The organism is Streptomyces sp. NBC_01257, from assembly GCF_035917255.1.
Taxonomy (GTDB): Bacteria; Actinomycetota; Actinomycetes; order Streptomycetales; family Streptomycetaceae; genus Streptomyces.
This window is the reverse complement of record NZ_CP108472.1, coordinates 970,971-983,812: the sequence shown is the minus strand read 5'-3', so window position 1 is coordinate 983,812 and position 12,842 is coordinate 970,971. Positions and strand designations below refer to the sequence as shown.

14 protein-coding genes are annotated in these 12,842 nt (G+C 73.1%); 5 read left to right on the top strand and 9 right to left on the bottom strand.

The genetic code is table 11. The features are described from left to right. Positions 1 to 102: 102 nt before the first annotated feature. The 3 genes from OG408_RS04355 to OG408_RS04345 form a co-directional block, all read right to left on the bottom strand. A complete protein-coding gene (locus OG408_RS04355) occupies positions 103 to 858 on the bottom strand; it encodes a maleylpyruvate isomerase family mycothiol-dependent enzyme (protein ID WP_326668312.1) in 756 nt (251 codons plus the stop codon). 21 nt (positions 859 to 879) lie between these two features. Continuing rightward, positions 880 to 1,251: an SCO4225 family membrane protein gene (locus OG408_RS04350; RefSeq protein WP_266775599.1), complete on the bottom strand. Its 372-nt coding sequence runs from the start codon at positions 1,249 to 1,251 to the stop codon at positions 880 to 882. Positions 1,252 to 1,331: 80 nt separating this feature from the next. Continuing rightward, positions 1,332 to 2,549 carry an MFS transporter gene (locus OG408_RS04345; RefSeq protein WP_326668309.1) on the bottom strand — a complete coding sequence of 406 codons (1,218 nt, stop codon included), beginning with the start codon at positions 2,547 to 2,549 and terminating at the stop codon, positions 1,332 to 1,334. 179 nt (positions 2,550 to 2,728) lie between these two features. Between OG408_RS04345 and OG408_RS04340 the strand changes: the two genes are divergently transcribed. Further along, entirely contained in the window at positions 2,729 to 3,943 is a 1,215-nt protein-coding gene (locus OG408_RS04340; RefSeq protein WP_266775595.1) for an ROK family protein, read from the top strand. A gap of 35 nt (positions 3,944 to 3,978) precedes the next feature. On the opposite strand, the gene OG408_RS04335 is transcribed toward OG408_RS04340, so the two are convergent. From OG408_RS04335 to OG408_RS04320, 4 genes are read right to left on the bottom strand one after another with little or no spacing between them, the layout of a single operon-like run. Further along, a complete protein-coding gene (locus OG408_RS04335; protein ID WP_266775593.1) occupies positions 3,979 to 4,899 on the bottom strand; it encodes a phosphotriesterase family protein in 921 nt (306 codons plus the stop codon). Further along, positions 4,893 to 5,474, bottom strand: a complete 582-nt coding sequence (locus tag OG408_RS04330) for a DUF4865 family protein (RefSeq protein WP_266775591.1) — start codon at positions 5,472 to 5,474, stop codon at positions 4,893 to 4,895. The genes OG408_RS04335 and OG408_RS04330 overlap by 7 nt, the downstream gene beginning before the upstream one ends. A gap of 10 nt (positions 5,475 to 5,484) precedes the next feature. Further along, positions 5,485 to 5,883 (bottom strand): (R)-mandelonitrile lyase, encoded by a 399-nt coding sequence (locus OG408_RS04325; protein ID WP_285570563.1) that lies wholly within the window; start codon positions 5,881 to 5,883, stop codon positions 5,485 to 5,487. A gap of 41 nt (positions 5,884 to 5,924) precedes the next feature. Further along, entirely contained in the window at positions 5,925 to 6,494 is a 570-nt protein-coding gene (locus OG408_RS04320) for a TetR/AcrR family transcriptional regulator (protein ID WP_285570560.1), read from the bottom strand. A 203-nt stretch (positions 6,495 to 6,697) separates the two neighbouring features. Between OG408_RS04320 and OG408_RS04315 the strand changes: the two genes are divergently transcribed. The 3 genes from OG408_RS04315 to OG408_RS04305 are packed head-to-tail and all read left to right on the top strand — an operon-like array spanning position 6,698 to position 10,325. Then, entirely contained in the window at positions 6,698 to 6,985 is a 288-nt protein-coding gene (locus OG408_RS04315) for an SHOCT domain-containing protein (RefSeq protein WP_266775585.1), read from the top strand. Then, positions 6,982 to 7,758 (top strand): ABC transporter ATP-binding protein, encoded by a 777-nt coding sequence (locus tag OG408_RS04310; protein WP_326668306.1) that lies wholly within the window; start codon positions 6,982 to 6,984, stop codon positions 7,756 to 7,758. The genes OG408_RS04315 and OG408_RS04310 overlap by 4 nt, the downstream gene beginning before the upstream one ends. Then, the gene (locus OG408_RS04305; RefSeq protein ID WP_326668305.1) at positions 7,755 to 10,325 is read left to right on the top strand and encodes an ABC transporter permease; all 2,571 of its coding nucleotides are present in this window, start codon (positions 7,755 to 7,757) and stop codon (positions 10,323 to 10,325) included. Before OG408_RS04310 ends, OG408_RS04305 begins: the two co-directional genes overlap by 4 nt. Positions 10,326 to 10,393: 68 nt before the next feature. On the opposite strand, the gene OG408_RS04300 is transcribed toward OG408_RS04305, so the two are convergent. After that, entirely contained in the window at positions 10,394 to 10,915 is a 522-nt protein-coding gene (locus OG408_RS04300; RefSeq protein ID WP_326668303.1) for an ATP-binding protein, read from the bottom strand. 186 nt (positions 10,916 to 11,101) lie between these two features. Next, positions 11,102 to 11,455 (bottom strand): hypothetical protein, encoded by a 354-nt coding sequence (locus OG408_RS04295; protein WP_266775577.1) that lies wholly within the window; start codon positions 11,453 to 11,455, stop codon positions 11,102 to 11,104. Positions 11,456 to 11,674: 219 nt separating this feature from the next. Between OG408_RS04295 and OG408_RS04290 the strand changes: the two genes are divergently transcribed. Beyond that, the gene (locus tag OG408_RS04290) at positions 11,675 to 12,835 is read left to right on the top strand and encodes a PLP-dependent cysteine synthase family protein (protein WP_326668300.1); all 1,161 of its coding nucleotides are present in this window, start codon (positions 11,675 to 11,677) and stop codon (positions 12,833 to 12,835) included. The last annotated feature ends 7 nt before the right edge of the window (positions 12,836 to 12,842 follow it).

The window sequence follows — 12,842 nt, the reverse complement described above, 5'->3', positions numbered from 1 at the left end:
CGGACAACCCGGCTTCCGGCCACCACGCGCCCGCTCCGTACGCACCGGAGGACGCGCCGGCGCCGTCCGCGCAGGGCCCGACCGCCGCCGGGCCCCGCCGGGTCAGGACCAGGTGACGGAGGAGTTCTCGCGCCACAGCCGTGCGAGGTCCGCGTCGCCCGTCACCGTGACGGCGGTGAGCGGCAGCCGGTTCCAGAGCGTGAGGTAGAGCTGCTCGGCCGTGCCGCTCAGCTCGCAGTCCACGGGGGAGTCCGCGGCCGTTCCGTCCTCGCGGACCGCCGCCGGCGGCTCGTTGGAGAGCCGCACCGTCCATGCCGCCTCGGTGTCCGTCGCGCGCACGCGCAGGGTGCGCGCGGTCTCGGTCCGCACCCGGCTCTTCGGCCGGGCGTGGAAGCCGCGCAGCAGCTCGTCGACGCCGTCCACCGCGTGGGCGGGCGCCACGGGCGACAGGTCCCGGCCGCGCGCGGACTCCGCGTCCACCCGGTGGACCGTGGTCTCGTGGGCCTGCCGCCGCGCCCAGAAGGCGAGAGGCGAAGGGGCGGGGAAGAAGGCCCAGCAGTCCAGGTCCTCCGGCGCGCTGCCCAGCGCGTCGACCAGCTGCCGGTGTCCCTCCCGGAAGCGGGCGATCAGTTCCGGTCCGTCCAGGTCCGGCTCCCCGCCGTCCGGTACGTAGGAGGTGTGGCCCTCGGTCACGAAGGCGGCCGCCCAGGTGTGCACCATCGCGGTGTGCCTGAGGAGATCGCGGACCTGCCAGCCCGGACAGGTCGGCACCGGTGCCCCGGTCCCCGCCCCCTCGGCCGCGTCCGCCAGCAACCGGCCGTCGGCGGCCAGGGAATGTATGTACTCCGTGATCTTCATGGCTGGGATTGTGCCAGGGGATCAGGCGCCCTGCGGGTGGGCCGGGCGGGCCCGGCCGGTGACGCCGCGCACCAGCCGTACGAACCAGCCGAGCGCGAGCGACTGCACCAGCACGGACACCACCAGCGCCAGGTAGAGGAACCAGGCCGGTCCCGCCGCCTCCGCGCCCAGCACCGCGCCGCCGACGAAGAAGACGAACACGGTCGGCGCCGCCAGGAAGAAGAGCCACACGCCCGCGAACGACGCGTCCTCGTGGGCGACGAACAGGGTGTCCACGGTGACGAACACGGCGGTCGCCGCCACCACGCCCAGGTAGATCAGCGAGGCGACGTTACCGAAGGTGAGTCGGGCGAGTGCGCGGACGTGCCGCGTGGTCAGGACCGGCTTGTTCATGGTGTGCTCCCCGTAGATGGCTGACCTCTCCATCCTGCGCCGGGTGAATCGTTCCTGCCTGAGTACGGCTACTCACTCGCTCAGGTGTGTGCCGCGTTGCGGGCGCCGTAGCCGAGGGCGGCCGCGGCCATCGCGAGCAGGGCCACCGTGGTCAGGGCCACGGGCAGCGAGAACCAGTCGGTGAGGAAGCCGATCGCGGGCGGCCCGAGGAGCATCCCGCCGTAGCCGAGCGTCGAGGCCGCGGCCACCCCGCCGGGACCCGCCAGTTCGCCCGCCCTGCTGACCGCCACCGGGAAGATGTTGGCCAGGCCGAGCCCGGTGACGGCGAAGCCGAGGAGCGCGAGCCAGGTGGTCGGGGCGAGCGAGCCGAGCAGCATCCCGGCCGCCGCGGTGGTGCCGCCCGCGACCAGGGTGCGGGTCTGTCCGAGCCGTTCGAGCAGTGCCGTGCCGCTGAGCCGGCCCGCCGTCATGGCGAGTGCGAAGAGGGAGTAGCCGGCCGCTGCCACCCCGGGGTGGGCGTGCAGGTCCTGCTCCAGGTGGAGCGCGCCCCAGTCGGCCAGCGCGCCCTCGCCGTACGCGGTGCAGAGCGCGATCACGCCGAACAGCAGCACCACACGGCGTGCCCGTCCCGTCAGGCGCTGGGCGCCCTTCCCGCGGTCGGCCGCCGCCGGGACGGGCTTGCGGGACGGGTACCGCAGCAGGACCGGGCCCACGAGGGCGGTGACCAGCAGTCCGATTCCGGTCAGGCAGAGCAGGTGCGCGGAGGGTGAGAGACCCGCCGCCACGAGGCCGCCGAGCCCGGCGCCGATCATGCCGCCGAGGCTGAACGCGGCGTGGAAACTCGGCATCACGGGCCGCCGCAGGGCGGTGACGAGGTCCACCGCCGCGCTGTTCATCGCCACGTTCATGCCGCCGTACGCCGCGCCGAACACCAGCAGCACCAGCCCGAGGGAGAGCGCCGAGTGGGTCTGGGCGGGAAGCGCGATGCTGAGCGACAGCAGGAAACCGCAGACGACGGTGACCGGGTGGCTGCCGAACCGGCGGCAGAGCCGGCCGGTCAGCATCATGGTGATCACGGCGCCGGCGGATACGCCGAGCAGTGCGAGGCCGAGGGTGGAGGCCGAGGCGCCGGTCTGGTGCTTGATGGCCGGGATGCGGACCACCCAGCCGGCGAAGAGGAACCCGTCGAGGGCGAAGAACACGGTCAGCGCGGTACGGAGGCGGGCCGACGGAGGTGTGGCGGTGTTTCCGCCCGGGTCCCCCGGCAGTGCCGTCCGCAGTTTGTTTAGTTGCGGCACAAACTCAGCATAGGGGCCCGTGGACAGCGGACGCAAGACGGCCGTCCACCCCGCTGTCAACCCGGCCGGGCGCGGTGTGCCGGGAGCGGCGCCGGTACGCCGAGGAGCGGGGCGGCGCGGGTGGGAAGCCGGGTACCGCCGCGTCGGCAGTGCCTCCGGATCATGGGAGACTCGCCCCCATGAACGGCAAGGGGACCACCACCCGGACGAAGTTGGAGAGGGGCCGCAGCGCGCTCGGGCCCGCGCTGGAACTGGTGCACACCGGACGCGCGCCCACCCGCGCCGTCCTCACCTCCGAGCTCGGGGTCACCCGCGCCACGGCGGGCGCGGTGGCCGCCGAGCTGGAGGCGCTTGGCCTGATCCGGGTCGACTCCAGCCCCGGGTCGGCGGCGGGCTCGCAGGGCCGCCCCTCGCACCGGCTGGCCGTGCGCGAGTCCGGGCCGGTGGCGCTGGCCGCCCAGGTGCACGCGGACGGATTCCGGGCCGCGCTGGTCGGTCTCGGCGGCCGGCTCGTCGCGACCGCCCCCGGCTGTGTCACCATCACGGCCGACCCGGCACAGGTCATCGGCGAAGTCGTGGACGACTGTGCACGGTTGCTGCGCGACAGCGGTCTGCGATGCGTCGGGGCCGGCCTCGCGGTGCCCTCCGCGGTCGCCGAGCCGGAGGGCACCGCCCTCAACCCCCTCCACATCGCCTGGCCCGCCGGGGCCCCCGTCCGCGAGATCTTCGCCACATGCGTCCGCGAAGCGGGCATCACCGGACCGGCGTTCACCGGCAACGACGTCAACCTCGCCGCGCTCGCCGAACACCGCCACGGGGCCGGGCGAGGGGCCCAGCACCTGCTCTGCGTCGCCACCGGCCACCGCGGGGTCGGCGGCGCGCTCGTCCTGGACGGCCGCCTGCACACCGGGAGTTCGGGACTCGCCCTGGAGGTCGGCCATCTCACCGTCAACCCCGAGGGCCGCCCCTGCCACTGCGGCGGCCGCGGCTGCCTCGACGTGGAGACCGACCCGCTCGCCTTCCTCACCGCCGCCGGCCGCGTGCCCGGCCCCGAGGAGTCCCTGCTCAAGCAGTCCGGGGACCTGCTGCGCAACGAGTACGGCGACGCGACGGTGCGCAACGCGGCGGAGGAGCTGATCGACCGTCTCGGCCTCGGACTCGCCGGGCTCGTCAACATCCTCAACCCGGACCGCATCATCCTCGGCGGACTGCACCGCGCGCTGCTGGACGCCGACCCGGAACGGCTGCGCGCGGTGGTCGCCGACCGCAGCCTGTGGGGGCGCAGCGGCAGTGTGCCGATCCTGCCCTGCACCCTCGACCACAACAGCCTGGTCGGGGCGGCGGAGCTGGCCTGGCAGCCGGTGCTGGACGACCCGCTGGGCGCGCTCGCCTGAGGCTGCTCACCCGGGGGCGGGACGGCCGGGCTCCGTCACCGGGGCGCCCCTCGGCCGCCCCCTTCCGGTGCCGCGAACGCGAACGCCCGCGCCGGGTTGGCGACCAGCATGTTGTCCACGGCGTCCGCTCCCAGTACCTCCGTCAGCCGGGGGCGCAGGCGGCGCAACAGGTGCGGCATGCCCGGGGTCTCCGGCACCGTGGTGTCGCCGCCCAGCAGCAGCTGCCCGCCGAACCCGGCCCCGGCCAGCGCCGCCAGTTCCTCCGGCAGCCGCCAGTCCGTTGCATGGTGGGCCCGTGACGGACCGTCGAACGCGAGGAACGCCCCCGCCCGGGCCGCCTCCAGCTGCTCCGTGCCGTCCGGCGACCGGCCCAGGTGGCCGAGGATCACCCGGTGCGGCGGGACGCCCGACGTGCCGCACAGCAGGTCGAGTACGTCGAGCGCGGCTGTCCCCAGCTCCAGGTGGACGGCGATCGGCGCCCCCGTGCGGTGATGCGCCTCCGCGGCCGCCGTCATGGTGAGCCGGGCGTGGGCGTCGAGCGTGTGGAAGGCACCGGCGACCTTGATCAGGCCCGCCCGCACCGTCGTGCCGCCGATGCCCGCGGTCAGCTCGGACACGAACAGCGAGGCGAGGTCGTCCCGGATCCGGTCGAGCAGTGCGGCCGGATAGTGCACCGCCTGGTGCAGACCCGTCGCCGCCACCACGTGCGTGCCCGTCGAGCGGGACAGCTCCGCCAGTGCGTCTGCCCGGCGGCCCATTCCGTACGGCGTCCACTGGACGACGGACCGGCCGCCGAACCCGCGGAAGGCGCGCAGCCGTTCGCCGGCCGCCACGGGGTCGTCGAGCTCCTGGCCCGGCAGCACGGGGCTGCGCAGGAAGAGGTGGTCATGGGCGTCGCAGACCCCCAGCTCGGCCGCGGGGACGTCCCCGAGGACGGTGCGGACCGCGGCTACCACTGGCGTCCCTCCCCGAGCCGGTCCCGCTCCGGCCGGCTGAGGTGGAGCACCTCGTACCGCTCGCCTGGCTCCCGCGGCCCGGGGTGGTCCCAGAGCGTGAAGTGGAGCAGTTCCCAGTGCCGGGGATCGGCGGCCAGCGCGGTGGCCACCACTCCGGGCTCCTCGGCCAGCCGCCGGCTCTCCTCCAGGGCGGCATCGACCGCGTCCGCCGGAGCGGCCGCCTGCGGTGCGGGGGAGCGCAGGCGCGTCGCCGACCGGGGGAGTGATCCCGACGACGGGCCCTCCGCGTAGGACAGGCCGGTCCAGTGCTGCACCTCGGGGCGGCCGAAGTCCCGCACGACGCCCTGGAATCCGGGACCCCAGAGGAAGGAGTTCATGCCCGCGGCCCCGGTCCACAGATAGAACGGCGCGTACTGGTTGACCGGCGAGTCCCGTCCGCGCTCCCGGACCAGGTACGCCTTGATGCCGAGCCCCGGGAAGGCGTCCATGAGGTGGCCCTTCGTCGCCACCCGGTCGCGGACGATGCCCATGTCGTAGTCGGCAGGCAGAGTGATCTCGTACTGCATGGCATGCATCGCGCGCTCCTCAGGCTGCCGGGTACTCGGGGACGGCGGCGTCGGTGTGCCAGTGGATGGTGCTGCCGTCATCGGCCGCCTCGACGACGGCCAGATGCGTCATGAAGGTGTGCGGTGCCGCGCCGTGCCAGTGCCACTCGTCCGGCTCGATCCACACGGTGTCGCCCGCCCGGATCGCCTCCACCGGACCGCCCCTTCGCTGCACGAGGCCCTCGCCCTCGGTGACGTGGAGGACCTGGCCGTGCGGGTGGGTGTGCCATCCGGTGTGCCCGCCCGGTGCGAAGTGCACGCTGAACAACCGCAGCCGGGAAGGCGGTTCGGGGGCCGCGAGCTCGTCGAGCCAGACCGAGCCGTTGAAGTGCGCGGCCGGTCCGGACTGCGTGCCGGGGCGGTTCCTGGTGATGCGCATGGGTGAGGTGCTCCTCGGGGTCGGTGGTGTACGTGAGGGGGTCAGGCGGCGTCCGGGCGCGGGGCGAGCAGGGCGAGCAGCCCGCGGGCGGCCGCGTCGAAGGCGTCCGTCGAGCCCGATGCGCGGGCCAGCACATAGCCGCCCTGCACGGTCGCGACGATCGTCGCGGCGATGTCCCCGGGGGGCAGGGAAGGTGCGAACTCGCCCCGGTCCAGACCCTCCTGGACCACCTCCGTGAGCCGGCCGCGGAGCCAGGCGATCGTCTCGTCGACGGGCGCCCGCAGTTCGTCGCTCGCGATGACCTCCGGATCCATCGTCAGCCGCCCCACCGGGCAGCCCCGCAGCACATCGCGCTCGCGCAGCAGATATCCCGAGATCCGCTCGTACGCCGTGCCGGGAGCGTCCAGCAGGCCGCCCGCCGTCCCGCGCAGTTCCTCGGCCGTGCGGCGGATGGCCGCCAGTGCCAGATCGGGCTTGCCCGCGAAGTGGTGGTACATGCTGCCCTGGCCCGCGCCGGCGTGCTGCTGGATGGCCTTGGGGCTGGTGCCCACGTAACCGCGCTCCCACAGGAGCTCGCGAGTGGCTTCGATCAGACGGTCCGGAGTGCTCATGAACCCACTGTACATACTAGTAGGTACAGAATCCAGAACGCGCCTCACGGCCCCCCGGGAGCAGGAGCCGGAGCGCCGTCTACTCCCCACGGGGTACGCCCACTGCCGCTGGCCGTACGACGACGCGGCCCCCTCCCCGGAGACAGGCTCGGTGGTGAAGGAAAAGCGTGAGTCCCGAACCGTGAACCGAGGAGCTGACCGAGATGAACACCCTGGCCTTCGACGGCGGACCCGGACCGTGGGTCCTCCTCTTCCCGCTCGTCTGGGCAGCCGTCGTCATCACCGTCGTCACCGTCCTGCGTCGCACCGTCTGGCGCGGCCGCGGCCCCTGGCACAACCGCGCGATGCCGAACGGCCCCGCCGAGACCTCACCGATCACCCTGCTCGGCCGGCGCTTCGCCGCCGGTGAGATCGACGAGGACGAGTACTGGCGCCGCCTCTCCGTCCTCGACGAGCAGTTCGGGATCCGTGGCAAGGACGGTGCGGCATGACCACCACCGTTCCCGCCACCGGCACCACGACCGCCGCCCGGGTCGTCGACGCCGTGAAGGTCTACGGCTCGGGCGACACCGAGGTCAGGGCCCTGGACGGGGTGAGCGTCGACTTCCCGGCCGGCCGCTTCACCGCGATCATGGGGCCCTCGGGCTCCGGCAAGTCCACCCTGATGCACTGCGCCGCCGGACTCGACACCCTCACCTCCGGCACCGCGTTCATCGGCGACACCGAACTCGGGGCGCTCGACGACCGCAGGCTCACCCTGCTGCGCCGCCGGCGCATCGGGTTCGTCTTCCAGGCCTTCAACCTCCTGCCGACCCTCACCGTCGCCGAGAACATCACGCTCCCCATGGACCTCGCGGGGGAGCGGCCCGACCGGGCCCGGCTGGACGCGCTCATCGACACCGTCGGACTCCGCGACCGCCTGCACCACCGGCCGAGCGAACTGTCCGGCGGCCAGCAGCAGCGCGTCGCCGTCGCCCGGGCCTTCGCGGGCGGCCCCGACGTCGTCTTCGCCGACGAACCCACCGGCAACCTCGACTCGCGCGCCGGACAGGAAGTGCTCCGGCTGCTCGGCCGCACCGTCCGGCAGACCGGCCGCACCGTCGTCATGGTCACCCATGACCCGGTCGCCGCCGCGCACGCCGACGAGGTCGTCTTCCTGGCCGACGGACGCCTCGTCGACCGGATGCCGGACCCCACCGCCGAACGCGTACTCGACCGCCTCAAGGCGTTCGACCCCGCCCCGAGCACCCAGGGGACGCCATGACCAGCACCGGCGCCACCGTGCGCCTCAGCCTCTCCTCCCTCCGCACCCACCGGCGCCGGTTCGTCGGCACCCTGACCGCCGTCCTGCTCGGCGTCGCGTTCCTCGCCGGAACCCTCGTCATGGGGGACACCCTGCGCGCGAGTTTCGACACGATGTTCGGCAACGCGGCGAGCGGCACCGACGCCGTCGTCCGCTCCACCAACGTCGTCACCGTCTCCGGCGAGTCCGAAGGCACCAGGCAGCCCGTGAGCACCGGCCTCGTGCGGCGCATCGACCGGCTGCCCCAGGTCGCCGCGGCCGCCCCCGACATCCAGGGCGCCGGCCAGCTGCTCGGCGCCGACGGCAAGCCCATCGGCGGCCAGGGACCGCCCACCCTCGCCGGGAACTGGATCGACGACCCCGAGCTCAACCCCTACCGGCTCGCCGAGGGACACGCCCCCTCCGCAGCCGGCGAGGTCGTCATCAACCGCGGCACCGCCGACAAGGGCGGACTGAAGATCGGCGACACGACCGTCCTGCGCACCCCCGACCCGGTCCGGGTCACCGTCGTCGGCCTGGCCACCTTCGGCGGCGAGGACGGCATGGCGCAGGTGACCTACACCGGAATGACGCTCGCCGACGCCGAGCAGCACCTCACACCGAAGCCCGGCCAGGCCTCGAGCATCCAGGTGAGGGCCGGTCCCGGCACCAGTCAGCAGGAACTCGTCGAGGCCCTGCGGCCCGTGCTGCCCCCGGACACCGAGGCCATCACCGGACAGGCCTCCGCCGCCGAGAACCAGGACATGATCTCCGGCGCCTTCCTGAGCCTGTTCACCACCCTGCTCCTGGTGTTCTCCGGCATCGTGCTGCTGGTCGCGACCTTCTCCATCCACAACACCTTCGCCATCGTCGTCGCCCAGCGCACCCGGGAGAACGCCCTGCTGCGCGCGCTCGGCGCCTCGCGCCGGCAGATCCTCGGCTCGACCCTGACCGAGGCGGCGATCGTCGGCGTGATCGCCTCCGCGGCAGGTCTGGCCGGCGGCATCGGGATCGCCGCCGGACTCCAGGCGCTCTTCCCGGCCATCGGGTTCCCGTTCCCCGACGGATCGCTCGTCATCAGCGGTGTGTCCATGCTGCTGCCGCTCGCCGTCGGAGTCGTGGTCTGCGCCGGCTCCGCCCTGGTGCCCGCCGTCCACGCCGGACGGACCGCTCCGCTCGCCGCCCTCCGCGAGACCGCCGTCGACGACTCGGCCGCCTCCCGGCCCCGCGCCGTCACCGGGCTCGCGCTGCTGACCGCCGCGGTCGGGGTGATCCTGACCGGCGCCCTGGCCGACCCGTCCATCTGGCTGTCGGCCGCCGGAGCGGTCCTCGCCCTCGCCGCGTTCGTCGTGCTCGGGCCGGTGGCCTCCTCGTACGCCGTACGGATCCTCGGGGGCCCGCTCGGCCGGCTGCGCGGCACCACCGGCCGGCTGGCCCGGCGCAACGCGCTGCGCAACCCGAAGCGGACCGCGTCGACCGCGACCGCCCTGATGATCGGTGTCGCGGTGGTCTCGCTCTTCACGGTGTTCGGCGCCTCGCTGAAGGCCACCATGAACCAGACCGTCGACCGTTCGTTCGCCGGTGACGTCGCCATCAGCGCCCCCGCCTTCGGGGCCGGCGGCAGCGGGCTCAGTCCCGGCCTCGCCCCGGCCGTCGACCGGCTGCCGGACGTGGACACCGCGGTCGGCCTCGGCAAGGGCGTCGCGGAGGTCGACGGCACCGGACGCGCCCTCACCGTGACCGACCCGGCGGCACTGGCCAGGGTCTTCGACCTCGGCCGGATCGACGGGTCGATGAAGACGCTGGGCGGAGACGGACTCGCCGTCTCCGACACCGAGGCAGGCAAGCGCGGGCTGCACACCGGCTCCACCGCACGGCTGACCTTCACCGACGGCCAGGAGCGGATCTTCACCGTCCGGGCCGTGTACGGACAGTCCGAGCTCGCCGGGGACTACGTCATCACCCGCCGGGCATGGGCCCCGCACCGCGGCCAGGACTCCGACTCACTGATCGCCGTCTCCTTCGCGGACGGGGTCTCCACGGCCGACGGCAAGGCCGCGGTCGAGAAGGCCGCCGCCGCGTACGGCAACCCGGACGTGCAGACCCGCGGCGAGTACGCGCAGTCCTCGGCCGGCGGCATCGACATGATGCTCACCCTGGTCTACGCCCTGCTGGCACTCGCCGTACTGATCGCCCTGCTCGGCATCGCGAACACCCTCACCCTGGCCGTTCACGAACGCACCAGGGAGCTGGGCCTGTTGCGGGCCGTCGGGCAGACCAGGAAGCAACTGCGGGCCATGGTCCGCTGGGAATCCGTCCTGGTCGCCGCGTTCGGCACGGCGGGCGGCCTCCTGCTGGGCGGCTTCCTCGGCTGGGTGCTGGTCAAGGCCTCCGAAGGGGCGGGCGACACCGCGTTCGCCTTCGCCCTGCCGCCGATGCGGCTGCTCGTGGTCGCGGCGGTCGGCATCACCGCGGGCGCGCTGGCGGGATGGCGGCCGGCCCGGCGGGCGGCGCGACTGGACGTGCTCCGCGCCATCGCCACCGACTAGCCGCCGCGGGCGGAACGGCAGTGCAGGAGCGGGGCGCCCCTCACCGGGGGCGCCCCGCTCCTGCCGCGTCAGCCGACGACCACCGACCGGGCCACCGAGGGCGACGCACCCTCCGGCGCCACGATGCCGCTCAGTTCGAACGGACCGTCGGTCGTCGCCCCGTACAGCACGTGCGGCGGCTGCGTGGCGAACAGGGAGGGCGTCGGAAGGGTGAACCAGACCACCTTCCCCGCACCGCCCCGGGGGCGGACGCCCCAGCTCTCACTGACCGCGGCAATCAGTGCGAGTCCGCGCCCCGACGTACTGGAGTCGCTGGCCTCGCGCACGGTCGGCATCCGTGGGTCGTGGTCATGGACGGACACCGTCAGCCGTTCGAGCAGCAACTCGATCTCGACGGTGCATGATTTGTCCGGCTGTGCATGCCGGTGGACATTGGTCAGCAGTTCTGTGACGCCGAGCGCTGCCTGGTCGATCAAGGGATCGAGATGCCAGTAGCGCAACTGCGCCGAGATGATTCTGCGGACCTGACCGATCCGCGACGGCAGGGCCTGGAGCTCCACCGTGCAGTGCCTGCTTGGCTCGCTGATCACGGCTGCGACTCCCCGAAATAGGTCCGGAAGAAGACGAAGGAACGGATCCAGCAGATGGCTGGCTGCTGATCTGGCCCGGCGGCCTGGATCGCAGTGTCACCGCCGGTAAACCATGAGTGACGTGTCTCCAATGTCGCCCAGCGGCCGCGGCACCGCAACTCGCGGTGTCCCCGCGGCGCCGCTCCGTCAGCCCCGCCGGCCGCCCGCCCTGAGTACCGCTTCCAGGAACCGGCGTGCGGGAGCGGCGCTGTCGGGCTTGTCGCGGCGCCGCGGCATCGTCAGCCGGTACCGCCTCCCGTTGACCCGCGCCACCGTCCTGTCCGCGCCCGCGAACCACGGTCTGCCCGCGCTCACCGTCCCGGCCGGCGCGCTGTCGATCTCCCGGCCGTAGCTGGTCAGCAGCGCCACCCGGCCGTCCTTCACGGTGACCTGCCCCGCCCGGGTGACCGAACGCGCCCACCGGTCGATCCGCACGCCCGTCTCGCTGAACCCGCTCTCGTCGAACCCCGCCTCGCTGAACTCCGGCTCGTAAACGGCCACTTCGCCCCCTCCGTCGCACCCCTGAGAAGAAGTGTGCACATCCCGGGGCATGTGCACCAGAGCGGACCAGGACACAGGTCCCCTTCCCGGCACCGGCCCCGCCACCGCCCGGCCGACGGGGCCAAGGCATCGCTATGGAGCATCAAAGTCATCGTTTGTGCAGGTAGGGGGCATATCGTGGGGCTCGCCGAGACCGGTCGTACGAGGAGAAGCGCGCTGATGGACACGAGTGAGCACAGACACGACGGCGACATCGTGGCGACCGTCGACATCGATCGCACCGACCTGGCCTACCGGGCCTGGCTCAAGGAGGCGGTGCGCAAGGTCCAGGCCGACGCCAACCGCTCCGCCGACACCCATCTGCTGAGGTTCCCGCTCCCCGAGAGCTGGGGCATCGACCTCTACCTCAAGGACGAGTCGACGCACCCCACCGGCAGCCTCAAGCACCGGCTGGCGCGCTCGCTGTTCCTCTACGGGCTCTGCAACGGCTGGATCCGTCCCGGGAAGCCGGTGATCGAGGCGTCGAGCGGTTCGACCGCCGTCTCGGAGGCGTACTTCGCCAAGCTGATCGGCGTGCCGTTCATCGCCGTGATGCCCCGCACCACGAGCCCCGAGAAGTGCCGGCTGATCGAATTCCACGGCGGCCGCTGCCACTTCGTCGACGACTCGCGCACGCTGTACGAGGAGTCCGCCACGCTCGCCGCGGACACCGGCGGTCACTACATGGACCAGTTCACCTACGCCGAGCGGGCCACGGACTGGCGGGGCAACAACAACATCGCGGAGTCGATCTACCAGCAGCTGAGGCTGGAGCGCTACCCGGAGCCCGCCTGGATCGTCGCCACCGCGGGCACGGGCGGCACCTCGGCGACCATCGCGCGGTACGTGCACTACATGCAGCACGACACCCGCATCTGTGTGCCCGACCCGGAGAACTCCTGTTTCTTCGACGGCTGGACGAACCACGATCCGCACGCCACCAGCGACCGCGGCTCCCGCATCGAGGGCATCGGCAGGCCGCGGATGGAGCCGAGCTTCGTGCCGGGCGCCGTCGACCGGATGATGAAGGTCCCGGACGCGGCCAGCGTCGCGGCCGTGCGCGCCCTGGACCGGGCCATCGGCCGCAAGGCCGGCGGCTCCACCGGGACCGGCCTGTGGAGCGCCTTCAAGCTGGTCGCCGAGATGGTCGGGCAGGGCCGCACCGGCAGCATCGTCACCCTGATCTGCGACCCGGGCGACCGCTACCTCGACAAGTACTACTCCGATGCCTGGCTGGCCGCCCAGAACATGGACATCGACCCGTACACCCGGACGGTCGAACGCTTCCTCGCCACCGGCAACTGGCCCGGCCAGGAGGAGTGCGCGGCCCGGACGAGCTGACGGGCCC

Bases quoted from the DNA above. Each gene is read 5' to 3' on its own strand.
- OG408_RS04355 (WP_326668312.1), bottom strand. From the start codon at position 858: ATGAAGATCACGGAGTACATACATTCCCTGGCCGCCGACGGCCGGTTG.
- OG408_RS04350 (WP_266775599.1), bottom strand. From the start codon at position 1,251: ATGAACAAGCCGGTCCTGACCACGCGGCACGTCCGCGCACTCGCCCGA.
- OG408_RS04340 (WP_266775595.1), top strand. From the start codon at position 2,729: ATGAACGGCAAGGGGACCACCACCCGGACGAAGTTGGAGAGGGGCCGC.
- OG408_RS04330 (WP_266775591.1), bottom strand. From the start codon at position 5,474: ATGCATGCCATGCAGTACGAGATCACTCTGCCTGCCGACTACGACATG.
- OG408_RS04325 (WP_285570563.1), bottom strand. From the start codon at position 5,883: ATGCGCATCACCAGGAACCGCCCCGGCACGCAGTCCGGACCGGCCGCG.
- OG408_RS04320 (WP_285570560.1), bottom strand. From the start codon at position 6,494: ATGAGCACTCCGGACCGTCTGATCGAAGCCACTCGCGAGCTCCTGTGG.
- OG408_RS04315 (WP_266775585.1), top strand. From the start codon at position 6,698: ATGAACACCCTGGCCTTCGACGGCGGACCCGGACCGTGGGTCCTCCTC.
- OG408_RS04310 (WP_326668306.1), top strand. From the start codon at position 6,982: ATGACCACCACCGTTCCCGCCACCGGCACCACGACCGCCGCCCGGGTC.
- OG408_RS04305 (WP_326668305.1), top strand. From the start codon at position 7,755: ATGACCAGCACCGGCGCCACCGTGCGCCTCAGCCTCTCCTCCCTCCGC.
- OG408_RS04290 (WP_326668300.1), top strand. From the start codon at position 11,675: ATGGACACGAGTGAGCACAGACACGACGGCGACATCGTGGCGACCGTC.